The sequence below is a fragment of the Thermofilum pendens Hrk 5 genome (assembly GCF_000015225.1).
Lineage (GTDB): Archaea > Thermoproteota > Thermoprotei > Thermofilales > Thermofilaceae > Thermofilum > Thermofilum pendens.
Genome location: NC_008698.1, coordinates 1 through 25722, shown reverse-complemented (window position 1 = coordinate 25722; position 25722 = coordinate 1). Strand labels below are relative to the sequence as shown.

Below are 25722 nucleotides of genomic sequence, written 5' to 3'. Positions count from 1 at the left end.
GTGGAAACCGGGAAAAACGTCGAAGAAGTAGTGCTCAGGGTGAGCGAGGAACTCGAAAGATTTGGGTTAAAGAACATAGTCTCGGAGGATTCGAGAACCCTGATCGTGCTCCTCGACGTGGCTGAAGGTAAGGAGGTCCCCGTCCTAACGACGTTCAGCGAGGAATCCTTCTCCATAGTAGTGCCCGTTAACGCCAGTGTGTCCGAGCTAGAGGAGCGCCTTAGCGGCCTAGGAGGCAAGGTACACACAATGGATCTAGGAGAGAACCTAGCAGGCATAGTTGTCGAGGCAGAAGGCTTGCCGGGCGCTGAGGAGCTTGCAGGGAAGCTAAGGGAGGTGGGCAGGCTCTTGGAGAGCCTCTTATCCTCAGAAAAAGTAGGGGTTTGTTGCTCTGGGGAAGTACTAGTGGAAGCTTAGCCGCCGGGAGTGCCGTGGAACGGGACCTCTCTCCATATAAAGTCCCAGATGTCTTTCTCCGTAACAACCTCTCTTTTAACTATTAGCTCCAGTATGTTGAGCAGGAGGCGGTGATGCTTTACCTCGTCGTCGAGAATGTACCTAAACAGGTACTCCACTCTCTTGTCGTCCACCTCCTTAAAGAACCTGTTCAGGGTTTCTATCATTTCCTCCTCCATCCTTATGTGCGTCTTCACTATCCCCTCAAGCCTTGAAAAGTCCTCCTCCGTGATAGCAGGTCCTACCTCGCGGAGTATCCTCAGTATGCCGGAGTAGATTTCCGCGTGCTTCCTCGAATCGTTTGCAATGCTACCCAGAATACTCTTGATCACCTCGCTTTTGAGGCTTTTAACGCCCTCTTCTAGTTTTTCCGCGTTTAACAACTCCAGCTTTACGGCTTTTTCCAGCTGGTCTAGGAGCTTTTCCATGGGTCTCGATCCTATTACCTAGTGTCCCGTATATATTCTTGCTTCTCTTCCTCGCAAGGTATTCTTTGAAAAGCTTCTCCACGTTCTGCCTGGAGGTATACTTGCCGTGTGGCCTGAGCCCCCCGGAGAAGCTCCTCGGTATATGCATCAACTCGTGGATAAGCACCTTAATCTTCTCGGCATCGCCCAGCTTGTCGAAGTTCTCCGAGACTACCTCGATTATGTATAAGGGCTTAAGCCCCAGGGCGACCTGAAATATCCTCGGAACGCCGTAAATCCTGGCGTAAGCCTTGGAGCGTGAACCGTGGCTTCTCACGAAGTGCAGGCGCCTTACATCTATCCAGTCCAGCCCTAGGCACGCCACTATATCCTCTACAAGCTCTTCAACGTCTCTGGCGCGCTCATACCTTATCCTCGGCATACCTAGCTACCCACTCGACTACCCTCCTCACGCCCTCCTCGAGGCTCGTCGAAGCCCTGAACCCGAGCATCCTCGCCGCTTTCTCGGTGCTCGCACAGCTACGCCTAATCTCCTCAGGTCTTGCCGGCTCTCTCAAGACCCCTACGCGCTTGCCGGTAACTTGCTCGAAAAGCCTGACTAGCTCGTTCACCGAGACGCAACGCCCGCTCGCAACGTTAAACACTTCGAAGCCACCGCTCCACTCGGCGATCACAGCCTCGAATGCCCGCGCTACGTCCCCCACGTAGACAAAGTCCCTAGTCTGGTTTCCGTCACCGTACACCTTCACCGGCAAACCCGAGAGCACCCTGCGGGCAAACTCGTAGATCACTCCCCGCCTGCTGTACTCCCCGTACACGTTGAAAATCCTCAAAGCAACGCAGACCACGCCCCTCCCCGAGAAAAACCTACAGAGCTCTTCGCCAACCCTTTTCGTCAACCCGTAAAAAGACTTCGGCCTCGCGTCTACCTCCTCCCCCGCGGTAAGCCCCCCTAAGTCTCCGTACACCGCCGCGCTCGACGCGAACACGACCTTCCTAACCCCTGCGCGCGAAGCCTCCGCTAATAGAGCCCGTGTACCCTCTACGTTCACGCTCCAGTACTCCTCCGGCCTTTCCTCGCTCTCCCGGACGTCCACGAGGGCTGCCAGATGGATTACCGCGTCGACTCCCGATAGAAACCTCCTCAAGGCTTCGGCGTCCCGCACGTCGCCCTCGTAGACCTCGGCGCCCACCTTCTCCAAGTCCTCCCTCCCCACGGTCGCCCTGGAGAAGTCGTCCAGCACCACTACCTGGAACCCGCGCGACGCGAGGTACCTGGCCGTGTTGAAGCCTATGAAGCCGGCGCCCCCCGTTATACCTACATTCACGAATCCCCGCTCTAACTTTTAGAATTAATATGCCTTTCGCGGTGTACGCACGATGCTCTCTGCAAACTAAACTAAACTTTAGTAAGTGTGCAATTGTTTTTAATCACACGCGCGACGCCCGAGGACATGGGACGCAGGCCCGAAACTTTCGCATAAACGCGCAAGCTAGAAGCCAGGCTATTTACTAGAGACCGCCAGTAGCGCTGCCAGAGTTCTTCTGAACTCGTTGATCTTCTTTATGATCGAGTGGTAGATGAGAGTCCCCTGCATCGGGTACCTCGTGAACGCCTTCAGCTTCAGAGTCCCGCCTTCGGGCACTAGGGTTATGTCCGGGTCGGTAGGCTGAGGGATAGGCCCGGCGGGGGCTTCTACCTCGGCGTACATTGCAAGCAACAGCGCGTCCCCCGTCGAGACTATCTCTGCTGTCATGAACTCGTCCACTACGAGCAGGTCCCACCGCTCGCCCCGGGGCTGTCTTTGGAGCGCAGCTGGGAGTTGCTTGAAGTCCTCTAGTAGCGAGAACCTGACGCCGTCGCGCACGAAGGTTTTCTCCTCGATGGCTCATCACCACCTGGCTCTTTCTGACGACTATGTGGGTAAACAATATATTTGCATTTCGCGGAGAGCTTTACGTGGCCGGAAAGAAGAGGTTTATTGCAAGGGTGGACGAGGAGGGCAACGTAAAGCTACCCTTAGCGGTGCTAAAGGATATGGGCGTAACGCTTCCAGCCTACGTCAGCATAACCCGCGAGGGCTCCGCTTTGCTACTGAGGTTTAGGACTAAGAGGTCGCCGCTCAGGCTGGGCAGGCAGATAAGGACGGAGGAGATGGAAAAGCTGATAAAAGAGGCCCTGGACGAGTTGGTGATCGCGAGATGGGAGACGTAACCAGGATAGTTGTCGACACGGATATCCTGTTGCACGACACCTTCGAGGATAGCGAGAAGCACGCCGAAGCCTCGGAGCTCCTCGATGAGGCTGACAGGATCTACCTGGCCTCCATCGTGGTGCACGAGTACCTCTGGCTTCTCCTCACGAAGTTCAAGATAGACATCGACAGTGTGCGTGAAAAGCTGGAGGAGTACTTCAGCGACGCGCGCTTCATATACATAAGTGAGAACAGCGAGGTATTCATGGGGGCGCTCGACCTGATGAAAGAGGACAAGGCTGACCCCTCCATGATCAACGACTACATAATCCTGGTACTCGCCCAGAGGATGGGTGCAACGCTGGCTACCTACGACGAAGAGCTGAGAGAAATAGCGAAAAAGCTCGGAGTACCCGTAGCGCCCTAGCTCCCGGCAACTCTCCTCATGAACCTCTCCATCCTGACGAAGGCTTCCTCCAGTTGCTGTACGGGGGGTAGGAAAACCAGCCTAACGTGGCGGGCACCTAGGGGGCCGAAGCCGGATCCGTAGACCACGAACACTTTTTCTTCTAGTAGGAGCCTCTTCGTGAACTCCTCGTCATCCATGTCGACGTCGATCCGCGGGAACGCGTAGAAGGCTCCCGCGGGGCTAGTGGCCAGGCTGACTCCCGGTATCTCGTTAAGCCTCCTAACAGTGTAGCGCCTCCTCTCGTCGAGCCTCCTCTTGAGGTCTTCGAGGTGCTTCGGAGCCTTTACGGCAAACCTTGCCAGCGCGACTTGAAGTGGGGTAACGGCGCTGAGCCTCGTCATCAGGAATCCTAGGAGGGCGGCCCTCAGATCCGCGATTTTCTCTTCAGGCCCCCTCAGGTAGATGTACCCGAGCCTCCACCCGGTTACGAGGAATGTTTTAGAGAAGCCGTTCATGCCTATCACTACGTTGTCCTCGCTGGCAACGGCGGCTGTGCTCTTGAAGGAACCCTCGAACACAAGTGCGTCGTAAATCTCGTCGGAGACTACCGGTAAGCCGTGCTCTGCCGCGATGTCGAGTATCTCCTTCACCGTTTTCTCGGGGTAGACCGCTCCCGTGGGGTTGTGCGGGTTGTTTATCACTATGAACCTCGTTTTATCGGTTATCTTCCTCCTGATATCGTCGGGGTCGGGCCTCCAGCCCTCCTCTTCCAGCGTCCGGTAAAACACCTTCTTGGCGTTGTAGAAGTCCGCGAAGTTTATGTAAAGAGGGTAGCTCGGGTCAGGTATGAGCACCTCGTCACCCTCGTTTACGAGCGCGGCGTAGAGCGCGTTTATGCCCTCGGAGACCCCGTTCGTCACGAGCACGTTCTTAGGGTCGACTTGAACGCCGTTCCAGGACTTCTCCTTGAAGGCTATGGCTTCGCGAAGCTCCTTGAGCCCCTCTGACGGAGAGTAGTAGTGGTGCCCTTCTCTGAGGGCCCTGCAGGCTTCTTCGACAAGCTCGCTCGGAGGAGTGAAGTCGTACTTCAAGGGGTCGCCGATGTTCAAGTATATTACCTTCTCCCCCTTCTCCTCGAGGGACCTTGCGAGAGCGTTGTACTTCCTTATAGGGTAGTCCAGCCTACCTATCCTCTCAGACAGTCTGGTTTTACTCACGTAAATACATTTTGCGCATATGTTTAAATATTTTTAGCACATGCCGAAAGTATAGCGCGTATAAGAACCTCCAAACGAAGGCACGGGTACCCGCGTTTTTTCCCAAGCTTAGCCAACCGGTGGCCGGAGAAGCACGTGGCGCGACCCCCCTCTCAGCGCCGAAAGCTTTTAGTGTATGCATCTCCAGCGAGGCTTGACGCGAAATGGACAAGAAAGTAGTATACGCACTACTAGCAGTCGCTGTGGCCGTCGCCGCCGGGCTGAGCCTCCTCTTGCTGAAACAGGCTGCGCCGCCGGGAAGCGTCCAGCAGCCGCAGCCGTCCTGCCAGCCTACAAGCCTAGTCTACGTGTACCTTGACGAGGCGCAGAAAAACCTGGGTGACACTATAACCTCTAACTTCAAGGTAGTGCTACAGCAGTACGGGATCAACATAGTGAATGTCCCCGTGTGCTACCTGCCGGCATCGAGCCTCCCGGAGAAGCTCAGAGTGTACCCGGCGCTCCTTCTCAAAGGGAATATCTCCGCGCTAGAACAACTGGTCGTAGGCGAGGTTGGGGGCTACAAAGTTCTAAACCCAGGTGTTTCAGCCTACATGGCTTCCTCCGCGGGGGCTTCTCCCGTTTTCACGTACCAGTCGGAAGCCATAATAGTGAACTCCACTGCTCCGTTTACAGGCATAAGGGCGGGCGAGGACGACATGAGGCGTATACTGAGCCAGCTCTCCCTCTCCAATGTCTCCAGGATAACCTACGTCACGCCGAGTAGTGTGAGTTTCACGTTGACAAGGTTACCGGCGATAGTCTTCAAGTCGGACTACAACCTCTCGAAGGGCTACGCCTTCATAAAGCCTTTAGGCAACGGATACTACACCTTCAGAGAGGACGTCTCGGGCAGAGTACTGGAATATTTCGGAGTTCAAGTCTACGAAATCAGAACACCTCCTCCCTCTTACCTGGCAAGGGAAGGTGTCCCTGTAGGCTCCTCTAGCTTAACCCTTTACATACTCGAGGACTACCACTGCCCGTTCTGCGCGAAGCTCATGGCGAGCCTTGGCGACACCTTTACGAGGCTAGCCAAGTCGGGGTCACTTAAAGTGGTACTTGTAGACCTAATAGTGCACCCCGAGGTTGCAGAGATGCACGCTCTAGCTAAGTGCGTTTACAACAAGACGGGGGACGGGTACCTCTACTTCAACTTGTCGAGGAAGCTTTACGACAAGCTGAACCAAGGCGTGAGCACTACACTCGAAGACTTATCGAGCATCGCGTCGACGTACACTGGTAAGGCTTTGATAGACGAGTGCCTCAAGCAGGTTAACGCCGGCGCGGAGCATGTGAGGTCTCTCTCCCAGAAGCTGATAAGCGATGGCTACACGGGTACGCCGACGCTTATATTCTGGAACCCCGAGAAGGGGAAAGGCCTCGTCGTACCTGGTTGCCTCGATATTAACGCGTGCATGACCCAGGGGCAGCTCGACGAAGTATTGTCCTGGCTGAAAAGCTAGGACGGGTTGAACGCGCAGTGCTGGAAAAGCTACTGCTAGGTTGGCTTCTCGCCGTGTTCTTCTCTTTCATCATCTTGGCTGTTTTAGTCACGCTAGCCGCTGCGGAGAGAGTTACCGGTGTAACGCCCTGGTCCAGCCTTAGCGTGTTTAGGGCTTACGCCGAGACTGCTGTTCTCCCACTTGTACTAGCGTTTCTCGCAGTTGTGGTCATTTACGTTCTCACGAGGTATGCTGGCAAAGCGCTGGATTTCCTGGTGCAGAGGATAAATCTTTAATATTGGATTTTTGTCCAACCAGCCGTGGACGCGAGAAGGATAGCGGCCGTGGCTGTCTTCACCTCGACGGCCGTTGTCTTCAGGGTCGCGAAGAACCTCGTTACGACAGTCCAGTTTGTAAACATTCCTCTAGCCATGGCGTTTGTCTCCTCTGCTATCCTTGGCTATAAGGAGGGCTTCCTAGTAGGCTTTCTCTCGTATGTCCTCTCGGATATGCTGATAGGACCAGGCTTCTGGACTCTCGTGAACCCCTTCCTCGCGGGAGCTTTCTCCGCTGTGTTCGGCTTCTCTTATAGGCGTGGGCTGGAGAAGACCTACCTATTTGTGTCGGCATTTCTATCGTGCTTTCTTTTCGACGTGACGACATCAGTTCTTTTTTACATGATCTTCGGTCTAAAGCCTCTGGACGCGCTGGTCTTCGGTCTGCTAGGGCTATTCGTGCCTGTGGTTGGAGGCTTCCTGGTCGGTGTGGGGCCTTTAACGGAGTTTTCCACGTCGGCGCTGGCAGTGGCGCTTCTAGAAGCGCTGGAGAGGAGACTAGGGAAAAACATAAATATTGGATAAGAATCCAATATGCGTGTCTGGAGAGAAGAGCCCTGGAAGGAAGATCGCCGGGTTACTCGTACTAGCGTTACTCGCATGGGCGATAATTGCGAGCGGCTTCGCGGCCTACCTCTACCTGGAGAACGAGCGGCTTTCAGCCTCCCTTAGATCCTACGCATCGAGAACCGTGCTCGTGAATATAGGCATTGACTACGGGAACGGGACGATCGTATGGTTTAACTCCACCCCGCTTCCCTCTGGCTCCTCGGCCTTAACCGCGCTAGTAGCTGTTGCGAAGGTCGAGTACAAGACTTCCCAGATGGGGGCCTACGTCACCAGCGTGAACGGGGTCTCCGAGAAGTTCTTATCGAAGAACGAGGGTTACTCGTGGCTTTGGTACAGGTACGACCCAGGAAAGTCCCAGCTGGTCATGGGGCAAGTGGCGGCAGACAAATATATCTTGGCGAACGGCGACGTGATAGTATGGAGGTATGAGCACTGGAAGTTCTAAAACCTACCTTTCCTTTCTGCTTTTTCTCTATGTTAGCGGCGGCTACGTAAGCAGGAAGACGCTGTCGAGCGAGCTCGGGCTCGGGGAGGGCGTGGTCAGGTCCCACCTAAGGTTTCTCAACGAGAGGGGGCTTGTGCGCTCAGTGCGGGCGGGGAACGCTCTCACGGATAGCGGGAGGAACGGCGTGCGCGGATTGCTTGAGGCGATGTCCGCTAAGAGGCTCGGGCTTGCCCCTGCGTGGGAGCTTAACGCGCGGGAAGCTGTATACGTGCTCCTGCACGGGTACCCGCCCGCTGAAAACGTTGTGAAGTTGAGGGATGAGGCGGTTAGGGAGGGCGCAGACGGCGCGGTGATAGCCGTGTTCGACGGGGGAAAGTTCAGGTTGCCGCCGGGAGGCGAGGATCTCTGCTCGTACGCCCCGAGGCTCTGCGGGGAGGTCCTCGGAGAAGCCGAGGAGGAGGACTGTCTGCTCGTAGTCTTCGGAGAGAGGCTCGGAGCTGCGGTGAAGGGCCTCGTCGGGATCTTACTCAGCGAAAAAGCCCCTTGGAGACCCAGTCTTCTAGAATCCCTGGAACTTCTCCTACGGAGTTGACCCACGCATCAGCGTAGGGGCTTCTCGGAGGCCCGGCTTTCAGCACTTGTACGGCCCTGAGCCCGGCTTTCTTGGCGCCCTCCACATCTATGCGTGGGTCGTCGCCCACGTGGACGGCGTTGCCCGGCTCGACGCCGGCCAGGTAGCACGCTAGTTCGAATATCCTCGGTGAAGGCTTTTTCCAGGCAACAGCCTGCGAGGCTACAATGACGTCTACGTACTTCAGGAGCCCGGCTTCCTCAAGCCTCCTCCGCACGATCTCGTAGCTCCCAACGTTGGTTATTAGCCCCACGGTGAAGCCTAGGCTACGGGACAGGCTCAGCGCGTGCTCAGCCTCTTCGTCCAGCGAGAAGCCTTGAACGTAGCTCTCGAGCACAGCCTTGTACACTTTCTCTGCGAGCAGGGGTTTCGGGGTTACGCCCAGCTTTCTAAGCAACACCATGGATCTGACAAGGTCCCAGGTTTCCAGCTCGTCACCGTGCACACTTGACTCCTTCCAGGCTCTGAGCACCTCCTCCTCGGAGTATTCCAGCCCTGCTTCGCGTAGAGCCAGACTGACGTTCCTGGCGAGATGGTGCGCAAACCCTCTGTCGAATACGAGCACCCCTCCCATGTCGAAGAAAACCGCCCTAGTCATTACGGCTTCGCCCTGCCCCTATACCACCTGTACAGGTTGAGGAGAGCGAGCGCCGTCGCAAGGCTATTTAAGACTAGGAACACGGGATCTCCTATGAGCACGGAGTGCACGGCGAGGAGGAAGCTTCCAGCGGCGTAAAGCGAGCTTAAGCGAGGGCTTGGGACATCCTTGAAGCTTGCAATCCATGCCGCTATTATGAGCAACATGCCCGCTACTCCGAGTAGCATGCTGGAATGCACCCTCCACCACTCCTTAGGCCTGCTTAAAAACATTCGTCTGCACGCGTTACCGTTATAAGGGGCTTGTGCATGGCAAGCAAGAGTGTCTGGTGTCGGCATGGGGGACGGTGAGAGGAGGCCTTCGAAGTTCGTTTCCAGTAGGAGGATAAGGGCGTTTTTCACCAGGGAGGGTGACGTCCTCTACCTCGACCTCGACGGGGAGACGTACAGCGGGGTCGGCGACTTCGTACCCATACCTGTAGGCAAGCTTCGGGGGTTAAGGCTGGAGGAGATCCCCGAAGGCGTGTCGATAGAGCCCGTAGAGTACATGGAGAAAAACATCTTCTACATCCTGAGGATGGGCTCTCTCTTCACATACGAGGTTAAAGTTAACAGGGGAGGAGTCGAGGTAAGCGTTGACGAGTGGTTCTCCGAGTGGAGGTCGTACATAGGGATAGAGGCGTACCAGGAGGCTCTTCTCTCCGTGTTAAAGGAGCTCATGGACTCTGGCTTCGTTAGCTACGTGGATTTGGAGAGCGGAGAGGAGATGCTCTACGTCTCTTTTGTTGTGCCGCTCCCCGGGAGCTTGACGGTGTTCAAGGCTTTGAAGGTCGTAAGGCGGCTGGTGAGAGAGCTCGAGCTAGAGGTTACTCGCCGCGCTAGTATACTGGCGCTGAGGGAGGCTAAGAGGAAGCTGAGGAGGATAGCGGAGAGAGGCTTGGAGGAGAGTTTTCTCGAGAGGGTTAGCAGGATTTTTTACAGCGGTGTAGGCGGAGGGGAGGAAGGAATTTCCAAAAAATCGAAATAGAAAAGTATATTTTCCTGGATGCTTTTGGACGTGCTGATAAAATGATCATCGATGAGAAGGATGCGGCTATACTGGAGTTGCTCCAGGAGAACGCGAGGTTAGTCATAAAGGAAATTAGCAAGAGGATAGGCTCTCCGATTACTACGACTCACGCTCGGCTTAAACGGCTGGAGAGGGAAGGCGTGATAAAGGCTTACAGGGCTATACTCGACCCTAAAAAGCTGGGCTACGACACACTCGCATACGTTTTCATCTCGTTTTCGAGGGATAGAGGGCTCGACCAGAGGAAGGTCGCCCAGGAGATAGCGAAGATCCCGGAGGTCCAGGAGGTTCACATAATCACGGGTGAGTGGGATATCCTCGCCAAGGTCCGCGTGGGGAGTGTCGACGAGCTGGGAGACCTCGTCGTAAACAGGCTGAGAAATATCGAGGGGGTAGAGAAAACCTACACGTCGGTCGTGCTCGAAGTAGTTAAGGAGACAACGAAGCTACCGATAAGGATCGACAAGGCGAACCTCGCAAGGCTCCCGGCGCGCAACCCCGGGACCACGTAAGGGATTAAAGCCTCCTTTCTATGGGCTGACCCGGGTGACCGGCGTGAAGGTCTACCTGGCGGCTCCGATGAGGGGTGACCGTAGCGCGCTGGCAAACGTGAAGAAGCTGTTGCAAGCCCTGGAGGAGAGGGGGTACGTCGTGTTGACGAAGCACGTAGCGGACGACGTGCTCGACGTGGAGAAGGGTATGACGCCTAGAGAGGTCTTCGAGAGGGATATAAGGTTGCTGGAAGAGGCGGACGTCCTGGTGGCGGAGGTATCGTACCCGAGCCTCGGCGTGGGCTTCGAGATAGCGTACTTTCTGCTGAGGGGGAAGCCGGTGATAGCCCTGGCCTTGCGCGAGAGGCTGGAATCGGTATCCGCGATGATAAGGGGTATAACGTGGGAGAACTTCAGGCTGGTAGCCTACTCGGACGTCGACGAGGCAATAGAAAAATTAGACAGCATGTTGCCAGGTAGCGTTGACATGCAATGAAGGTAGCCGTAGTCGCCCTGCCGGAAGCCCGGGAGCCCGAAGCCGCGCTTCAGTGGCTTAAAGGGTACCTCGGAGCTATAGGGGTAGAGCCCTCTCTTGTGCGGGCGAACGTCAGCTTAGAGGAGGTCGCCGCGGTCATAGCCGAGCAGGACGCCGTGATAGTAGTGGGCGCGGCGGGGAATAGGAAGGCCGTGGAAGTAATAGGTAACGCGCTGGGACTAAAGCTGGAGGTAAACAAGGAGGCTTTGGAGCTCGTAACCGGGTACTATATGGACCGGGTGGACATCCCGGGCAACGTCGAAGAGCTGGCGATAACCCCGGAGTTCAGCTACGTTATTCCGAACGAGCGCGGACCCGTACCAGCGTTCGTTGCCTTTAGCCTGACGGACGACCGATTCGTGGCAGCGACGCCGCCGGGGTTCGAGGAGACGATCGAGACCTTCGAGGCAGGCATACAGGATTTCTTCCGGGAGAAAACCGGGAAAAAGTACTCGGTGACGTTCTCGATGGACGTTGAGTGCGGCGTCGAGGAGGCTGAAAGCATAGTTTCCGAGGTAAACAGCGGGGTGAAAGGCGTGTTCGCGCGGCTCGACGCGAGGTTCTACACCGGGAAGGGTCTTCCGCTGACGTTTACAGCTTACTCGGAAACCCCCGAGGGCCTCTCGGACGCCATGGAAAGAGTAGAAGAGCTCGTGAAAAAGCTCGCCGCCGAGAAGGGGCTTCGGCTCGTGGAGAAGGAGAAAGCGGGGGGCGTGAAGGAGGAAGATTTATAGCTTCCCGTGTGCCTGCTAGTGGGTGTTGCGCCGTGAAGGTGCTTGACGCCAGGCTTTACGGGGAAAGGTGGACCGTGGCTTACAGGGAGAACGACAAGTGGCAGGTTGGCATCTACATCCCCGAGAACGCCTCTCTACGGGAAGTCACTGTACTGGAGAAGCACGATAGACCGGAGCTCTTCGTCCTACTCGAGGGGGAGATAACTCTGGTCGTCAGCGAGGACGGGTCGGAGCTGAGGGAGGTAAAGATGGAGCCCGGCAAGCTCTACGTGGTAGACGAGTGGCACAACGCCTACAGGCCGGGCGGTAGGCGCGGCGTTGCCCTCGTCGTAGAGGCTCCCGGCGTGGAGACCGAGTACATGGAGGTAAGCCCTAGGTGCAACGAGTAGGGGTCAGAAGCTTACCCTGCACTCACCAGCTTCGTACAGCCACCGCCTCCTCATCCCCCAATGTTCTACAATAATGTCTTCTTTTATTCGTTGCGAGTAGCGCGTGCTTCAATGAGGGGGCCGGGCACCGCTTCCCCGGGGGTCCTACCCCTTATTCTTGTGCCCCAGCTGGTTTAATTCTTAGCAGTTCTTCGACTAGCTTCTTCGCGGCTGGCTTAGCCTGTGCCTTTGCAACTGCGAAGCGGTAGAGCGCTTCCCATAGCGTTGCATCTTCCGCCGCGTACTCACGCGCGGCTAAAGCGAAAAACCGACAGGGAAAGGCGTTCAGCACTTCCTCTCAGCTCCGCGCGCTTAGGCGCTTATGTACTCGTATACCTGGTCCTCGACCTTCTGGAACTCCGGCGACCTCCTATCCCTAGGCCTCGGCAGGTCGACATGCACTATTCCAGCGATCTTCGCGGGCCGCGTTGTTAGCACGATGATTCTGTCGGCCATGAAGACTGCCTCGTCGACGTTGTGGGTAACCATTATTATCGCTCTTACGGTCGTTACACCCCACATCCACATGTCCAGAATCTCCGACCTGAGCGACTCCGCGGTCAACGGGTCGAGCTGCGAGAAGGGTTCATCCATGAGTAGCAGTACTGGCTCCACCGCGAGTGCCCTCGCGATATTGACTCTCTGCTTCATCCCGCCGCTCAGCTCGTGCGGGTAGAAGTTCTCGAAGGCTTGGAGGCCCACCAGGGAGATGTACTTCCTGGCCTTCTCCTCGGCCTCCCTGCGCGGAACGCCGTTAGCCCTTAGGGGGAGCGCCACGTTTTCGAGTACAGTCAGCCAGGGTAGCAGGGTTGGAGACTGGAAGATAAAGCCTATGCGCGAATCGCCTCTAGCGAACACTATCTCCCCGCTATCGGCTTTCTCAAGCCCGGCTATTATCCTTAAAAGCGTGGTCTTCCCGCACCCGGAGGGCCCTAGGATCGCGACGAACTCTTCTCCGACGTCGAAGGATATGTGGTCGAGAACCGGTAGTGTCTTCCCGCCTTCCTTGAACGTCTTGACGATGTTCCTTATGGAGAGTATCGTCTGCATGCTACTCACCGGCAAACTTACCGCTAAGCCTTGAGAACAGCCTCGCCCAGACCGCTTTATCCACCGCTACTATAACCAGCGACAAGAAGAGTGCCGCCAGCGCGGTTTTCCCGGCTTCTCCCTCAACAGTATACCTGTTAAGCAGGGCTCCGACACCTCCCAGGTCTATCGTTCTCTGGCCCAGCGTAACGTATTCAGCGGCTATCGTCGCGTTCCACGCCCCACCCCACGAGCTTAAAGCACCTGTGAGAAGCGAGGGAAAAACCGAGGGGAAGAATATCGACCTGAAGAAGTGCCACCCCTTTACGCCGTACACGGCGGCGAGCTCTTCGTGCTCTTTTCTTATGCTTCCAAGCCCGAAGACGAGTATATTGAAGTACAGGTACCACAGAGAGCCTTGCAGGAGAACCGTAAACAAAACCACGAGAGGCCCCCAGGAGAAGGTCAAGGCTACGTAGCCCAGTAGAGGCCACCATATGATTGCCGGCACTGAGGCGAGTAGCTCGCCCGATGCGCCAATAAGCATCGCAGCTCTCCTGAAGCTGTACGTCAGGTAGGCTATTAGGAGCGAGAGGACCAGGGAAAAGACGAGCACTATAGACACCCTTGCGAGGCTCAGCGGTAGCTCGTGAAGGAAGCTCTTAGCCACGCCTACTACGTCCAAGCTTAGAAGACCCGCCACGCCGGAGCCAAGGTAGAACAACGCGACCACTAGTAGCGTAGCCCCGACAACCCTGGGGACGAAGCCTGGAAGCTTAACTCTCGCCTCGACCCATACCAGAGCCTCTCCTAGACCACTCCACACGCGGGAAACAACCTCCGAGAACTTTTCGTAGAAAGCGCTCACGGACGGGAGGGGTAGGTCTCTAACGGACTTTACGGCTGGGTTCCATAGGAGAACATACGTCGCCATGATAGTCGCGAACAGCGCGGCAACGCCGATGTAGAAGCTCGCGTAGTCCCCCCTGTTGTAGCTCTCCATTATAAAGGCGCCTATACCCGTCAGCTTGTACTCCTCCTCTCCCAGAGTGATGACCTCGGCTGCCGTCAGGAAGAACCAGCCGCCAGCCCACGAGATGAGGCTGTTCGCCAGGAGCGCCGCCCTAGAAGCCGGCACGTATATGTAGAAAAACCTCGAAACAGCACCCAGCGAGTAAACCCTCGCCATATCGAAAACGGAGGGTTCAAGGGACTTTATAGACGCGTAAACCCCGAATATCATGTTCCACACAAGGCTAGTCACTATCAAGAATACAGCTGCCGCCTCTACGCCCAAAGCCCTGGGAAGGTTAGCTATGAACATAGCGAGGGCAGCCGGGAAGAAGCCGAGTATGGGTATTGACTGGAGGATGTCGAGCACGGGTAGCATGATGGATTCGACAACCTTGTTACGAGCCATTAGCGAGCCCAGAACTAGAGCTATGAGCAGGGATACGATGTACGCTTCCGCCATGCGTGCAAGGCTCGCCGAGACCGCGATAAGCAGGGCTAGCATTAGCGTTCACCGAGGACAATTTGCGAAAACGTTAAAAATGTTAATATAGCTATTTCTTAGAGCGGGTGGGACCTTAAGGTGTCACAACAAAGCTCTAAGAAGATCGTGCTTCCAAGGGATGTTTCCCCCGACCACGTCCTCGGGTTGCTAGAAGTCCTACACACAATGGGAGGGTTGACTGACTCGATGTACGTAGGGGACGCTGTCCACGAAAACATACAGGTTCTCCCGAAGGCTATAGACGTCGCGGAGGCCTTAGGGCTCATAAAGACCCATAAAGGAAACCTACAGCTAACAGAGCTGGGGAAGAGGGTTGCCCGAAGCGATCCGAAGAGCATCAAGAAGCTGTTAAGGAACGCTATCAGCAACATCGAGCCTCTAGCCGAGATAGCATCGACCCTCAAGGAGAAAAAGAGGATGACTGTGGAGGAGTTCGACGCCATAATAGGCAAGTACTACCCGGGAAACGTGGAGGAAGCCAGGAAAAACGTGCTCATATGGGGGGCCTTCCTCCACCTCTTCGTCATGGACGAGGAAGACGAGGAAATACTCCCCATTTAGAGCGCGATGGGTTTATCCGCTCAACAAGCCTTTCAAGCATGGTGATGAAGTTCGCTAGGACCGAGCTGTGAGGCCTACGGCGGAAGCTGACACTCCCCCGGTACGCCTCTTCTGTACGCTGTTGCAGGGGTGGCTTAGAAGAGCGTTGTCTGCCTCCCCTTTCTAGGGGGAATCTCGGGGAAGGAGTCGCGCACAGGTAGGTAGACCTTCTCGTAGAAGTCCGCTTGGCTTAGAAGCGTCCTCTTGTCGAACGACTTCACGTACTCGACAGCGATCCTCCAGGCCTCCTCGAAGGGCATAACTTTCTCCACCCTGGACTTAACTTCGCGTTCGAAGAGCTCCGGAGTCTGGTCCTGCCCGCCCATCGTGAACCACCCGTGCTCGCTGAGGTATGCAGCCTCGTCGCCCACGTATACGAGCGTCCTCCCTGAGGAGTCTTTCTCGACCTCCACGCCCCTAGCGATCTTTTCGCGCGAAGCGGCAACGGGGACTCCTCTCCTCTTCGCCCAGGCGTAGAATATCGCCCTGTTGAGCCCGAAGGAATAAGCTTTTTCAAGGTCGCCTGTCAGCACGTAGTACCGCGCGGCCTGCAGGAGGGCCATTACTTGGAACCTGCCGAGCCTTTCTCCAACCATCCTAGGAGGAGATCGGGAGGCGGGTAAAAAGCCTAACTTTTAGGTAGAGGTCTTCGCCAACGCTCCCGCGAGTATGGATACAAGCCTCGGCGCAAGCTCCCTGGAATCTCCGTTTGCGTCGAACTCCAGGAGCTTGCCTTTCTCCCTGTAGAAGTCCACGACGGGGAGCGTGAGTCTCCAGTACTCGCGGAACCTCGCCTCAACGACTTCCGGGTCGTCGTCTCTCCTCCTCACGAGCCTAGACCCGCAATTGTCGCATACACCCGGTTTTCTCGGAGGCTTCCAGGACACGTGGTACGTTTCGCCGCAGTTGGGACAGTAAAGCCTTCCCGAGAGCCTCTCAACGGCGACCTTCAGGCTTACACTCAGAAGCACAGCCTTGTCCAGGGGGTAGTGCTTTTCGAGGAAAAGAGCCTGTTGTAGCGTCCGCGGGTAGCCGTCCAGGACGAAGCCCTTCGCGCAGTCGCCCTGCGAGAGGCGGCTTCCAACAAGCTCGTTGACCACATCGTCGGGGACCAGTAGCCCCCTGGAAACGTACGTAGCGACGCGCCTACCCAGCTCGGACCCCTTGCGTATCTCTTGTCGCAGAAGCTCCCCCGTGGATACGTGCGGCACTCCGAAGAACCTAGCCACCTCGGACGCGTACGTCCCCTTACCGGCTCCCGGCGGTCCAAGTATTGATACCCTTATGGTTTGCACCCGAGTTATAGACTAAGCTCTCTGCATGCTAATAAGGGTAACGCCTGAGGCCTAGCGATGGCTTTAAGGCTTCGCGCGTAGCTAGCTTTGTGTGAGCGGGGGATCCTGCTACACGAACACGCTGGAGTACTTGAAGCACCCGTTGCCGGCTGAGGTCTCGGAGCTTTTGAGGAGAGGGGAGTTGAGGAAGGCGGAGGGGGAGTTGAGGAGGCTTGCAGAGACGTCTCCGCAACCGTTGGCAAAGCGCTTCGAATTCGAGCTTGAAAGGATTAGAAGGATGGGCTACGAGTACCCCTACACCGTCGAGGAGGCATTCAGGCAGCTCAGGAAGCGCGTAGAGGATCTCACGCTGGAGGAGTTCGCCTCGCTGATATCCAGGGGGTGCGTGGACCACGCGGTTATAGAGGGGGAGGTAAGAGTGCACAGACGCTTCGAGCCGAACGCTTTCTGGCTCTGCGGGGACCTCTCAAGCCGTAGGAAAAGCCTGGGCGACGAGCGGAGCGACCTGAACGAGCTGACGTTGAAGTGGAGAGCCGAGAGGGTTCTCAGCGCCGCACGCGAGAAGGGCGGGGGCTACGTCCTACCTTTAAGGTACCGCGTAAGGGCAAGGGTGAGCCTGAAGAGGAGCCCGAGGGAGCTCGGAGAGCCCGTGAGGGTCTGGATCCCGCTACCGAGGGTCGAGGGTATTCACTCGGAGTTCAGGCTTCTCGACTACAGCGTGAAGCCTGTACACGTAGCGCCCCCGGATCACCCTCAGAGGACAGCTTACTTCGAGCTTTACGGGGACACTAGAGAGGTGTGGGTGGAATACGAGTTCACCTCTAGGGGCTTCCACGTAGAGGTAGACCCCAGGGAGGCGAGCGTCGACCCGGACTCCGAGGTCGCTAGAAGGTACCTGTCCGAGAGGCCGCCGCACATAGCGTTCACCGGCGAGCTCAGGGAGTTCGTGGACCGGTTGACTAGGGGCGCCGCGTCCCCCTACGAGAAGGTTCAGCGGATATGGGGCTGGATAACCGAGAACGTCAGGTACACCTACGCCAAGGACTACATATTCTACGACAACATACCGGAGTACGTTTTCCGCGAGAAGAGGGGCGACTGCGGCATGCAGGCCCTGCTCTTCATAACGATGTGCCGTATCGCCGGGGTACCCGCCAGGTGGGAGTCAGGCTGGTACATGCACCCGTTATCGCCCGGCATGCACGACTGGGCGCAATTCTACCTCGAGCCCTACGGCTGGCTGTACGCGGATCCAAGCTTCGGGAACAAGAGGAAGGGCGGCGAGTGGCGCAACACCTTCTACCTGGGGTCAACCGAGGGGTACCGCCTAGCCTCGAACATAGAGGTGTACGCAGAGTTCGACCCGCCTAAACGCTACATACGCTCAGACCCCGTGGACAGCCAGCGCGGAGAGGTGGAGACACCGTCAAGGAACCTGTACTACGACGAGTGGGACTTCGCTCTGGAGATAGTGTCCGTCGAAAAGCTTGCGTAGGTTTCGCCGAAAACAACGTGGGTGCAGGCTCCGCTGAACAGTTAAATAGTTGCAGGCGTATGCATAGGAAATATAAACATTCCTTTTTCTTCAAAGAAAAGCTAATATACTTTTCCTCATAATTAAATCCTTGTGAACAAAGCAAAAACAATCTACTACCTAGCAATAATCATAGGGCTAGCGATTGTCGCGGCAATCGTTTACTCCTTCTGGCAGGCATACCAAACGGCACTCCAGATGTTTGGACCTAAAGAGGCGCCCAACAAGGTTTGGGAGCTCTTCCCTGTATCTGTTGCTTTCATGAAGGCACGTGATACTCTGCTCATAGTAGGTGGTGTGATCTGGATTCTGGGAACCATAGTATTCTTCGCGGAGCTCGCCGGCTACACAATTACTAAGTCCGGCCTCGCTAAGAACAGGATGGGGGTAGGAGACTGGAGCGTTATAGACGTGGCCCTCGTAGCCCTAAGCGCCGCCGTCTATGGAGGGCTACTCGCGGCTACAGCCCCCATAACCATAGTACCCGGCTTCACGTGGTTGCGCCCTGGCAACGCTCTCGCTCCGCTCTTCGGAATGTTCTTCGGCATACCCGGGTGCCTCGGAGCAGCGATAGGCAACCTACTGGCAGACATACTTTCAGGGTACTTCGGGGTAGGCTCTTTCGGAGGCTTTATAGGGAACTTCCTGATAGCCTACATACCCTTCAAGTTCGTCAGGGATCACAGCTTTGGTAGCGCGTCCTCGATAGGAGAGTTCTACATATGGGGCGTCATAGTCCAAGCCTTCGTGAGTGCCATCTACATATGCTGGTGGCTCGACGTGATGCAGAGCGTCGTAGGGCTACCTGTATTCGTGATATGGGCGGTTATAGCGACCTCGATACTCATAAACAACATCACCGTTAACGCCGTCCTCTCGCCAATCCTCGGCGTGATACTCTTCCCGCTAGTAAAGTCCAGGGGTCTCTACTGGAAGGACAGAGTAATGCCGCAGAAATCCACGGCGTAAACATAATAAACCTTTACTTTTTTCTTTTCTTCTGACAAGCGATGCTGAGCGGGCTCTACGTCGAGAGGAAGTCGTTCTTTCACTCGCTGGATCCGAGAGTGAAGCTCCTCTGGGCCACCCTCGTGCTCGCCGCCTCCATAGCGACGCAGTTCAACGGGTTGAAAAGCTTCCCCGTGTTCGTCTCCGCTATAGCCGCGCTGACCCTCTCCGGAATAGGCGCGGGGCTGGCGGCCGTACTGATATTCAACTCCCTGGTGTTCCTACTTATAACGACGCTCGTATGGGCGGGGATGTACAGCGGCCACGGAAGCCCTGTGTTCGTGCTAGGATTCCTGAGGATCACGGACGTAGGGTTGCTTGTAGCGAGCGGGAAGTTCTTCCTCATAATGAGCCCTGTATTCGCTTTTATAACGTTCTTCGTTACCACGAAGCCTTACCACGTCGCGTGGACGCTGGAAAAAATGGGTATGCCCTCCAAGGTTTCCACGGCGTTCGTGATAGCTGTGAGCCTGTTGCCCACCATGGTTAAGGCTACCCGGGACGTCATAGATATACAGAAGTTGAGAGGCCTCGCGCTCGACAGGGGGAGCGTGCTTGACAGACTTAGAAACTACATCCCCATTATAGTACCGGTTATCTCCAGGCTTCTAAGCGACGTGTGGGATCTAAGCCTGGTCCTAGCATCCAGGTACGTAGGGTACTCGAAGAGGAGGACTTACCTCCTGGAGCCGAGGTGGAGCTCCAGGGACACTGTGTTCGCGCTTCTTTCACTGGTGTTTTACGGGGTGATAATAGCATGGGGACTTCAGTTACTGTGAGAAACCTGAACGTAAAGTACCTCGGATCGAAGGACTGGACTCTGAGAGCTGTCGACTTCGAAGCAAATAGAGGAGAGCTGGTTATCATAATGGGTCCCAGCGGTTGCGGTAAAACAACCCTTTTCAGGGTGCTGGCGGGCCTTATACCCTCCCTCCTCCCGGGCACTGTGGAGGGCCAGGCGGTAGTCGAGGGTATAGACGTTGTTTCGAGCGGCTACAAGGGGCTCGCCGGCGTGGTGGGGCTTGTATACCAGAACCCGGAGATGCAGGTTGTAACGAGGTCTGTCCTCGAGGAGCTCGCGATGGGCCCGGAGAACCTCGGCTTGCCGCGCGAAGAGATACGCGCCAGGATAGACTGGGTTGTCGACATGCTGAACCTTCACGACTTCCTCGGGAGGGATCCCCAGACGCTCTCGGGCGGCGAGAAACAGCTGGTAGCTATAGCCAGCGTGCTTACATCGAAGCCCAAGGTGCTGTTACTCGACGAGCCTACGTCCATGTTGGATCACAGGGGGACGAGGCTCGTTCTCGACGCCATAGCCGAGCTGAAGAAGGAGGGCTTGACGGTCATAGTCGCGGAACACCGCGTTGAGTGGGCTGCCGAGGTAGCCGACAGAGTGGTAGTGATGGGGAGGGGTACCATCCTCCTGGAGGGGAAACCCGAGGAGGTGTTCTCGAGGGTAGAGGACATCCAAAGGTACGGCGTGAGGCCTCCGGGTGTCGCCGAGGTAGCCTATGAGCTTAGGAAGAGGGGCGTGAACGTGCCTATACCGGTGAAGATGTCTGACAGCTGGGTTCTCCTGGGTGAGAGGGGATGATCAGGTTCGAGAACGTTAGGTTCAGCTACGGGGAAGGGCTCTTCGAGATGAGGGACCTCAACGTAGAGATTAAGCGAGGAGAGTTCGTTGGCGTTATAGGGCACAGCGGCGCCGGGAAGACCACGTTCGCCAAGCTGGCCGTGGGGCTCCTCAAGCCGCGTAGCGGCAGGGTGCTCGTCGACGGGAAGGATACGAGGACGACCCCCGTCTCCGAGCTAGCTAGGAAGGTCGGCTACGTGTACCAGAACCCGGATCTCATGATATTCTCTCCCACGATACTCGACGAGGTAGGATTCGCGCTGAGGAACATGGGCTACCCGGAGAGCAAGGTTAAAGACATGGTGCTACGAGCGCTTGAAAGCGTCGACTTGTCGAAGCCTCTCGACGCCTCCCCGCACATGCTGAGCTTCGGGGAAAAACACAGACTCGCAATAGCCAGCGTGCTCGTGACGGAGCCCGACGTCCTGATCCTAGACGAGCCGACAACCGGGCTCGACTACGCGAGGTGCCTTCAGCTATTCAGGGTTCTCGAGAAGCTTTACAAGGGCGGGAAAACAGTCGTTGTGATAACGCACGACTTGGACCTGCTGGGCATGTTCTCGACGAGGGTTCTCGTATTTGAGAAGGGTAGGCTGATTAGGGACGGCGCGACGGAGGAGGTCCTTCTGGACACGGAGTTCCTTGAGGAGAAGGGCTTCATCCCGACGCAGCTTCAAAGGCTGTCGAAGATGCTCGGCTTAAAGGCTTATTCTCCCTCGAAGATCGCGGAGTACATAATCGAGCTTAGGAAAAAGAAGGGTATTTAAGGCTATATCTTCTCCTTCGGGTAGACCCTGTGGAGCAGTAGCCAGCAAAGTGCAGGTATGAGCCACAGGGAGACTATCGTCGACGCTGCCGCGGTCATCGCCGATACTTGGTCTGCGTAGACGCCGCTGAATGCCTTGAGGAGAAGAGTGTAGACCGTTGGGCCCAGGGTCCAGCCCAGGTTGTTTAGAACGCTGTAAACAGCGAACACCGTGCCTCTATGCTCCGGGACTACCACCTCGCTTAGAACGGTGTTTATATTCGGGTACGCAAACGTGGTGAACATCATTCCGCCAACTGCTAGCGCTGAGGGTACAAGGAGGTCTTTAAAGTTCGTACTGCCGTAGGGGTAGGGGTATGTTACCATGAGCATCATCGACACGTACCCGACTACTACTCCCAGTAGCGACACCTTTGTTCTCCCGGTGTAGTCCCCCTTGCCGGCGAGCCTATCGCTCAGGGTGCCGCCCACTATGTGTCCAAGAGCTATCGAAGCAGTCGCCGCCGCTATTATCAGCGACGCTGTACCAGTCGAGACGCCCCACTTCGTGCTAATGTAGTCTATGGACCATATGCTCAGCATACCCCAAGGGATGGTCCAGGGTATGATCATTAGGAGTACGAGCAGAACGCTTTTCTTCCTCAGGCTCGGCAGGGATTCTCTGAGCGAGTACCTCCTAGCCTCTCTAGCGCCTTTCTCCGAGTACCCTATGAATATGCCCCTCGAAGAGTAGAACAGGAGGACGGAGAACACCAGTGTGAGTAGTCCTGCAAGCATGTAGGCTGTGCGCCACGGCAGGAGTACGCCGGCGACTATCAGCCCTAGGATCATGGCGAGCACGCTTGAGACGTAGTAGGACGCGTAACCTCTCCCCCTGCTCTCGCTGGGCAGGGCGTCGGAGATAAAGGCGTATATCGCTGGTCCCACGCCCACGTATCCCACGCCGAACGCGATGAAGTAGGCGAGTAGCTCGGCGTAGCTCCTAGCCTGCGACACCAGGAGTAGCCCTAACCCCATTATTACTCCAAGCGTGAAAATCACTGGGCGCCTACCAACCTTGTCGGCGAGCACTCCCCACACGAACGAGAGGACGAGGCCCGTTCCTTGAAGTAGCGTGGCTATAAGCCCGGCGTTGAAGCGCCACTCGACCTCGCTTTTCCCGGGAATGAGCCCCTCTGCGTGCAACGTTCGCAGTATCGGGTTAAGCATGTAGTACCCCATGAAGTAGAAGAGCACGAAGAGCGCTAGGGAGGCTACTATGACTTTAACCCTGGGTCTTCCCTCCGGCATCTTACAGCCACCTCTCGAAGAACTCCACGACTCTTTTCTCGTACTCCTTCGGGTAATCCTGTATCGCGGAGACGTGCTTCGAATCCGTTACCCATAGCTCGGTGTTCGGGTTTACCTTCTTGTTCTCGTTGAAGAACGTCTCTATCTCCTCTAGTGCCACGAGGTCGTCGTTTCTCCCGGCGATTATGAGTAGCGGCTTGCGGATCAACGAGGCATAGTTGAACATGACGAGCTTACTGGGGTCGGTCCGGGTAGTTTTACTCGTGAAGTAGATTATCAGCGGGTACGAAGCTAGGAGCAGGTACCTTAGGGGCGCGCCAACCCTTTTCACCCACCTTTTGCCCGAGGCTCTGATGTCGATGTACGGGCTATCCGCCACCGCGGCCTTCACCCTGTCTTCGCGCGCAGCGGTCATTAGGGTTATCGCGCCGCCCATCGAGTAGCCGATCATGCCGAGCCTGGACGCCAGCCCCTTTTCCTCTAGTAAGTCGATTATCTTGCTTATGTCTTCCACCTCGCGTAACCCCAGCGTAGTGTACCTCCCATCGCTCTCGCCGTGGGCGCGCATATCGAAGGCTACGACGTTGAAGTTGTTACGAGCTAGGATGTCTATAACGGGCTTTATGTACCACTCGTCCCACTTCGAAGACGTATAGCCGTGGACGACGAGAACTGTCCTGTCAGACCCCCTAGGGATAAGCCACCCCCTAAGCGTCAAGCCGTCGCTCGTCTTTACTTCGAGCTTCTCGTAGGTATAGCCCATGTCGCCCGGAGACCACTGCCCCACCTTTCTCGGAGGGCTCGCTAGTTTTCGCGAAGCCGAAAACGCTACAGCTACCAGTAAGAGGACGACAACAGCTACTACTGTGGTTAACAGCAGTGTTAACATCGTTGGTCCTAAATAAGTATTTCCAGCAAAATATATATTTTTCGTTTTCTCCTTGCCGCTAACCTCTACCTGGCATGGCCTTTTTTAAGGGGCTTACTATGGTTCTCTCCTGCGCGGAAGAAATTTAAACTCCCACGTGTAGTAGCACGCTGTGTCAGCGTACAAATTAGATGAAAAATCCCTGAACGTTTTAAAAGAGATAACGGAGATAGTGGCGCCTTCCGGCTTCGAGGAGCCCGTCCTCGAGAGGATAAAGCAGTACTACTCGGAGTACGCAGACGAGGTGAGACGCGATAACCTTGGCTCGCTGATCCTCGTCAAGAGGGGTTCGAGCGAGAGGCCCAAGGTTCTTGTCGCTGGTCACGTGGACGAAGTGGGCTTCCTCGTAACGGGGATAACCCCCGAAGGTTTCATCACGTTCACCACGCTGGGAGGCTGGTTTGAGCAGGTTCTCCTGGCTCAGCGGGTCGTCATAAGGACGAAGAAGGGGGAGGTCTACGGCGTCATTACGAGCAAGCCTCCGCACCTGTTGACACCGGAGGAGAGGCAGAAGGTCGTCCAGTTCAGCCAGATGTACATCGACGTCGGCGCTACGAGCAAGGAGGAAGTAGAAAAGCTAGGTGTAAGAATAGGGGACCCGGTGGCGCCGTGGTCTCCCTTCACGAGGACCGCGTTCGAGGACAGAATCATGGCGAAAGCTTTGGACGACAGAGTGGGGGCTTTCATAGCGATGGAGGTCCTCAAGCACCTCAGGCTTAACGGTATTGACCACCCGAACACGCTCTACGCGGCTGCAACTGTGCAGGAGGAGGTTGGGCTTAGGGGCGCCGAGACTGTTGGATGGGTGGCAGACCACGACGTAGCCATAGTTACGGAGGTAGACATAGCCGGCGATGTGCCGGGGATAAAGCCTAGCGAGGCTCCGGCTAAACTCGGGAAGGGACCGTCCATAATCGTGTACGACAGGTCGATGATACCTAATCCTCGCTTCAAGGAGTTCGTCATAGAGGTCGCCGAGGAGGCAAAGATCCCCTACCAGCTATCGGCTGTGAGTGGCGGCACGGATGCCGGCAGGCTTCACCTTTACAAGGGAGGAAGGCCCAGCATTGTGATAGGCGTGCCCACTAGGCATATACACAGCCACGTCAGCATCGTGAGTCTGAGCGACGTGGAGAACGCCGTTCGACTAGTGCTGGAACTCGTGAAGCGGCTGGACCAGGAAACCCTAAAAAGGTTCGTGAATATATAGGGTCTCTAAGCTTTTTCTGCTCTTTTCAGTAGAAGCGGTAGACTTACAACTGTAGCCCCCGTAGCCAGGTAGGCGATGAACTGTACCGGGACTGGTTGCGCCTTAGCAACCGTCGTTAGAAGCATGGCGACCACGAGGGCTACCGCAGCGAGCACCGCCCTCCACGCGAGAGGCTTGCCGGCTAGGCTCACCTTCTCGCTTACCAGCGGGTATACGGAGAGGCCTACTATCAGCCCCCCTATCCTAGCGATCGTCGCGTCCGCGACTACCAGGTAGAGGCCCCCCACCGCGAGCCCGTAAACCGCCAGAACAGCGGAGGATAGAGAAGCCTTCCCCGGTAGCCTGTCGAAGAGGTAGTACGAGGCGTAAGACACAGCGAGTCCCAGCGCAATGCCGCCGGCAACGTCCCAGGGATAGTGCACGTTCAGCATTATCCTGGAGGCACCGACTATCGCTACGACCGCTACACCCAGAACCACTACTCCGAGCCTCCGCGTTTTAAGCGAGAGGCTGGACCAAAAAGTGGTGGATGTCTGCGAGTGCCCACTCGGAAAACCGTACCCCTCTGCGTTCGCAAGCCACAGCTCCCTCGGGGGGCGGGGGAGCCGAAGGGTATTCTTCACTACGACGTTCAACCAAGCAGTCGTGGAGAGCGCTAGTAAAACCGAGAACCCCAAGCCCTGGTCGACGAGGAAGTACAGCACAACGGCTAGAGCCACGTAGGCGGGTTCGTCGCCCAGGTTCGTGGCAAGCCGCCAGAAGCCGACCCAGTTACCAGTCAGGTAGGCGATCAGCGGGGAGACAAGTAGCAAGACTGATACCGCCGCGAAAAGGTAGTCAAGCTTACTCCTCGCCATCCCTCTATACTCTCACCCCGGGAATTTAT

34 protein-coding genes are annotated in these 25722 nt (G+C 56.3%); 20 read left to right on the top strand and 14 right to left on the bottom strand.

Annotated elements, in window-relative coordinates:
• Window positions 1-417, top strand: a complete 417-nt coding sequence (locus TPEN_RS00175; protein WP_011751709.1) for a hypothetical protein — start codon at window positions 1-3, stop codon at window positions 415-417.
• Here the strand turns inward: TPEN_RS00175 and TPEN_RS00170 are convergent.
• From TPEN_RS00170 to TPEN_RS00155, 4 genes are all read right to left on the bottom strand, one after another.
• Entirely contained in the window at window positions 414-884 is a 471-nt protein-coding gene (locus TPEN_RS00170; protein WP_148677851.1) for a ferritin-like domain-containing protein, read from the bottom strand. The two genes, TPEN_RS00175 and TPEN_RS00170, sit on opposite strands and share 4 nt — an antisense overlap.
• Window positions 805-1305, bottom strand: coding sequence for a putative metallopeptidase (locus TPEN_RS00165; RefSeq protein WP_011751707.1), 501 nt, complete (start codon window positions 1303-1305; stop codon window positions 805-807). The genes TPEN_RS00170 and TPEN_RS00165 overlap by 80 nt, the downstream gene beginning before the upstream one ends.
• A complete protein-coding gene (locus TPEN_RS00160) occupies window positions 1286-2212 on the bottom strand; it encodes an NAD-dependent epimerase/dehydratase family protein (protein WP_011751706.1) in 927 nt (308 codons plus the stop codon). Before TPEN_RS00160 ends, TPEN_RS00165 begins: the two co-directional genes overlap by 20 nt.
• Window positions 2213-2389: 177 nt before the next feature.
• Window positions 2390-2752 (bottom strand): hypothetical protein, encoded by a 363-nt coding sequence (locus TPEN_RS00155; protein WP_011751705.1) that lies wholly within the window; start codon window positions 2750-2752, stop codon window positions 2390-2392.
• Window positions 2753-2844: 92 nt separating this feature from the next.
• Between TPEN_RS00155 and TPEN_RS00150 the strand changes: the two genes are divergently transcribed.
• On the top strand, window positions 2845-3099 hold the full coding sequence (locus tag TPEN_RS00150) for a hypothetical protein (RefSeq protein ID WP_052884963.1): 255 nt from the start codon (window positions 2845-2847) through the stop codon (window positions 3097-3099).
• Window positions 3087-3506 carry a PIN domain-containing protein gene (locus TPEN_RS00145; protein WP_011751703.1) on the top strand — a complete coding sequence of 140 codons (420 nt, stop codon included), beginning with the start codon at window positions 3087-3089 and terminating at the stop codon, window positions 3504-3506. The genes TPEN_RS00150 and TPEN_RS00145 overlap by 13 nt, the downstream gene beginning before the upstream one ends.
• Here the strand turns inward: TPEN_RS00145 and TPEN_RS00140 are convergent.
• On the bottom strand, window positions 3503-4705 hold the full coding sequence (locus TPEN_RS00140; RefSeq protein ID WP_011751702.1) for a pyridoxal phosphate-dependent aminotransferase: 1203 nt from the start codon (window positions 4703-4705) through the stop codon (window positions 3503-3505). The two genes, TPEN_RS00145 and TPEN_RS00140, sit on opposite strands and share 4 nt — an antisense overlap.
• A gap of 203 nt (window positions 4706-4908) precedes the next feature.
• Between TPEN_RS00140 and TPEN_RS00135 the strand changes: the two genes are divergently transcribed.
• Genes TPEN_RS00135 through TPEN_RS00115 form a run of 5 tightly spaced genes read left to right on the top strand, consistent with a single transcriptional unit; the run spans window position 4909 to window position 8131 of the window.
• Window positions 4909-6210 (top strand): DsbA family protein, encoded by a 1302-nt coding sequence (locus TPEN_RS00135; RefSeq protein ID WP_011751701.1) that lies wholly within the window; start codon window positions 4909-4911, stop codon window positions 6208-6210.
• A 17-nt stretch (window positions 6211-6227) separates the two neighbouring features.
• On the top strand, window positions 6228-6485 hold the full coding sequence (locus TPEN_RS00130) for a hypothetical protein (RefSeq protein WP_011751700.1): 258 nt from the start codon (window positions 6228-6230) through the stop codon (window positions 6483-6485).
• A gap of 24 nt (window positions 6486-6509) precedes the next feature.
• Window positions 6510-7049 carry an ECF transporter S component gene (locus TPEN_RS00125; protein WP_011751699.1) on the top strand — a complete coding sequence of 180 codons (540 nt, stop codon included), beginning with the start codon at window positions 6510-6512 and terminating at the stop codon, window positions 7047-7049.
• A 13-nt stretch (window positions 7050-7062) separates the two neighbouring features.
• A complete protein-coding gene (locus TPEN_RS00120; protein WP_052884962.1) occupies window positions 7063-7539 on the top strand; it encodes a DUF4430 domain-containing protein in 477 nt (158 codons plus the stop codon).
• Window positions 7520-8131, top strand: a complete 612-nt coding sequence (locus TPEN_RS00115; RefSeq protein ID WP_011751697.1) for a DUF4443 domain-containing protein — start codon at window positions 7520-7522, stop codon at window positions 8129-8131. The genes TPEN_RS00120 and TPEN_RS00115 overlap by 20 nt, the downstream gene beginning before the upstream one ends.
• Here the strand turns inward: TPEN_RS00115 and TPEN_RS00110 are convergent.
• Together TPEN_RS00110 and TPEN_RS00105 are read right to left on the bottom strand one after the other, a co-directional pair.
• Complete coding sequence (locus TPEN_RS00110; RefSeq protein ID WP_011751696.1) at window positions 8067-8768, bottom strand: HAD family hydrolase; 702 nt, start codon at window positions 8766-8768, stop codon at window positions 8067-8069. The two genes, TPEN_RS00115 and TPEN_RS00110, sit on opposite strands and share 65 nt — an antisense overlap.
• The gene (locus TPEN_RS00105; protein ID WP_148677848.1) at window positions 8768-9007 is read right to left on the bottom strand and encodes a hypothetical protein; all 240 of its coding nucleotides are present in this window, start codon (window positions 9005-9007) and stop codon (window positions 8768-8770) included. The genes TPEN_RS00110 and TPEN_RS00105 overlap by 1 nt, the downstream gene beginning before the upstream one ends.
• 82 nt (window positions 9008-9089) lie before the next feature.
• Between TPEN_RS00105 and TPEN_RS00100 the strand changes: the two genes are divergently transcribed.
• From TPEN_RS00100 to TPEN_RS00080, 5 genes are read left to right on the top strand one after another with little or no spacing between them, the layout of a single operon-like run.
• A complete protein-coding gene (locus tag TPEN_RS00100; RefSeq protein ID WP_052884960.1) occupies window positions 9090-9794 on the top strand; it encodes a hypothetical protein in 705 nt (234 codons plus the stop codon).
• A gap of 41 nt (window positions 9795-9835) precedes the next feature.
• A complete protein-coding gene (locus TPEN_RS00095; RefSeq protein ID WP_011751693.1) occupies window positions 9836-10348 on the top strand; it encodes an Lrp/AsnC family transcriptional regulator in 513 nt (170 codons plus the stop codon).
• Window positions 10349-10382: 34 nt separating this feature from the next.
• Complete coding sequence (locus TPEN_RS00090; protein WP_148677847.1) at window positions 10383-10823, top strand: nucleoside 2-deoxyribosyltransferase; 441 nt, start codon at window positions 10383-10385, stop codon at window positions 10821-10823.
• Window positions 10820-11596, top strand: a complete 777-nt coding sequence (locus tag TPEN_RS00085; RefSeq protein ID WP_011751691.1) for a molybdopterin-binding domain-containing protein — start codon at window positions 10820-10822, stop codon at window positions 11594-11596. Before TPEN_RS00090 ends, TPEN_RS00085 begins: the two co-directional genes overlap by 4 nt.
• A gap of 32 nt (window positions 11597-11628) precedes the next feature.
• Entirely contained in the window at window positions 11629-11985 is a 357-nt protein-coding gene (locus TPEN_RS00080) for a cupin domain-containing protein (RefSeq protein ID WP_011751690.1), read from the top strand.
• 351 nt (window positions 11986-12336) lie between these two features.
• Here the strand turns inward: TPEN_RS00080 and TPEN_RS00070 are convergent, their stop codons facing one another.
• Both TPEN_RS00070 and TPEN_RS00065 read right to left on the bottom strand, forming a co-directional pair.
• A complete protein-coding gene (locus TPEN_RS00070) occupies window positions 12337-13074 on the bottom strand; it encodes an ABC transporter ATP-binding protein (protein WP_011751689.1) in 738 nt (245 codons plus the stop codon).
• 1 nt (window position 13075) lies between these two features.
• Window positions 13076-14569, bottom strand: coding sequence for an ABC transporter permease subunit (locus TPEN_RS00065; protein WP_011751688.1), 1494 nt, complete (start codon window positions 14567-14569; stop codon window positions 13076-13078).
• 78 nt (window positions 14570-14647) lie between these two features.
• Here TPEN_RS00065 and TPEN_RS00060 point away from each other — a divergent pair, with 78 nt between their 5' ends.
• Window positions 14648-15130, top strand: a complete 483-nt coding sequence (locus tag TPEN_RS00060) for an AAA-associated domain-containing protein (protein ID WP_011751687.1) — start codon at window positions 14648-14650, stop codon at window positions 15128-15130.
• Between the two features lie 134 nt (window positions 15131-15264).
• Here the strand turns inward: TPEN_RS00060 and TPEN_RS00055 are convergent, their stop codons facing one another.
• Together TPEN_RS00055 and TPEN_RS00050 are read right to left on the bottom strand one after the other, a co-directional pair.
• A complete protein-coding gene (locus TPEN_RS00055; protein WP_011751686.1) occupies window positions 15265-15765 on the bottom strand; it encodes a hypothetical protein in 501 nt (166 codons plus the stop codon).
• A 39-nt stretch (window positions 15766-15804) separates the two neighbouring features.
• Window positions 15805-16464, bottom strand: coding sequence for an adenylate kinase family protein (locus TPEN_RS00050; protein WP_011751685.1), 660 nt, complete (start codon window positions 16462-16464; stop codon window positions 15805-15807).
• A gap of 91 nt (window positions 16465-16555) precedes the next feature.
• On the opposite strand from TPEN_RS00050, the gene TPEN_RS00045 reads away from it, so the two are divergent.
• The 5 genes from TPEN_RS00045 to TPEN_RS00025 all read left to right on the top strand — a co-directional run bounded on the left by TPEN_RS00045 (window position 16556) and on the right by TPEN_RS00025 (window position 21409).
• Window positions 16556-17959 carry a transglutaminase-like domain-containing protein gene (locus TPEN_RS00045; RefSeq protein ID WP_011751684.1) on the top strand — a complete coding sequence of 468 codons (1404 nt, stop codon included), beginning with the start codon at window positions 16556-16558 and terminating at the stop codon, window positions 17957-17959.
• A 132-nt stretch (window positions 17960-18091) separates the two neighbouring features.
• Window positions 18092-18967: a QueT transporter family protein gene (locus tag TPEN_RS00040; RefSeq protein ID WP_052884958.1), complete on the top strand. Its 876-nt coding sequence runs from the start codon at window positions 18092-18094 to the stop codon at window positions 18965-18967.
• 41 nt (window positions 18968-19008) lie between these two features.
• Window positions 19009-19785, top strand: coding sequence for an energy-coupling factor transporter transmembrane component T family protein (locus tag TPEN_RS00035; RefSeq protein ID WP_011751682.1), 777 nt, complete (start codon window positions 19009-19011; stop codon window positions 19783-19785).
• Window positions 19764-20603, top strand: a complete 840-nt coding sequence (locus TPEN_RS00030; RefSeq protein ID WP_148677846.1) for an energy-coupling factor ABC transporter ATP-binding protein — start codon at window positions 19764-19766, stop codon at window positions 20601-20603. Before TPEN_RS00035 ends, TPEN_RS00030 begins: the two co-directional genes overlap by 22 nt.
• Window positions 20600-21409: an energy-coupling factor ABC transporter ATP-binding protein gene (locus TPEN_RS00025; protein ID WP_011751680.1), complete on the top strand. Its 810-nt coding sequence runs from the start codon at window positions 20600-20602 to the stop codon at window positions 21407-21409. Before TPEN_RS00030 ends, TPEN_RS00025 begins: the two co-directional genes overlap by 4 nt.
• 2 nt (window positions 21410-21411) lie before the next feature.
• On the opposite strand, the gene TPEN_RS00020 is transcribed toward TPEN_RS00025, so the two are convergent.
• Window positions 21412-22698 carry an MFS transporter gene (locus TPEN_RS00020; RefSeq protein WP_011751679.1) on the bottom strand — a complete coding sequence of 429 codons (1287 nt, stop codon included), beginning with the start codon at window positions 22696-22698 and terminating at the stop codon, window positions 21412-21414.
• Window position 22699: 1 nt separating this feature from the next.
• Window positions 22700-23587, bottom strand: coding sequence for an alpha/beta hydrolase (locus TPEN_RS00015; RefSeq protein ID WP_011751678.1), 888 nt, complete (start codon window positions 23585-23587; stop codon window positions 22700-22702).
• Between the two features lie 151 nt (window positions 23588-23738).
• Here TPEN_RS00015 and TPEN_RS00010 point away from each other — a divergent pair, with 151 nt between their 5' ends.
• On the top strand, window positions 23739-24836 hold the full coding sequence (locus tag TPEN_RS00010) for a M42 family metallopeptidase (RefSeq protein ID WP_011751677.1): 1098 nt from the start codon (window positions 23739-23741) through the stop codon (window positions 24834-24836).
• Window positions 24837-24841: 5 nt separating this feature from the next.
• Here TPEN_RS00010 and TPEN_RS00005 read toward each other — a convergent pair whose 3' ends face one another.
• A complete protein-coding gene (locus TPEN_RS00005; protein ID WP_011751676.1) occupies window positions 24842-25693 on the bottom strand; it encodes a phosphatase PAP2 family protein in 852 nt (283 codons plus the stop codon).
• Window positions 25694-25722: the final 29 nt, after the last annotated feature.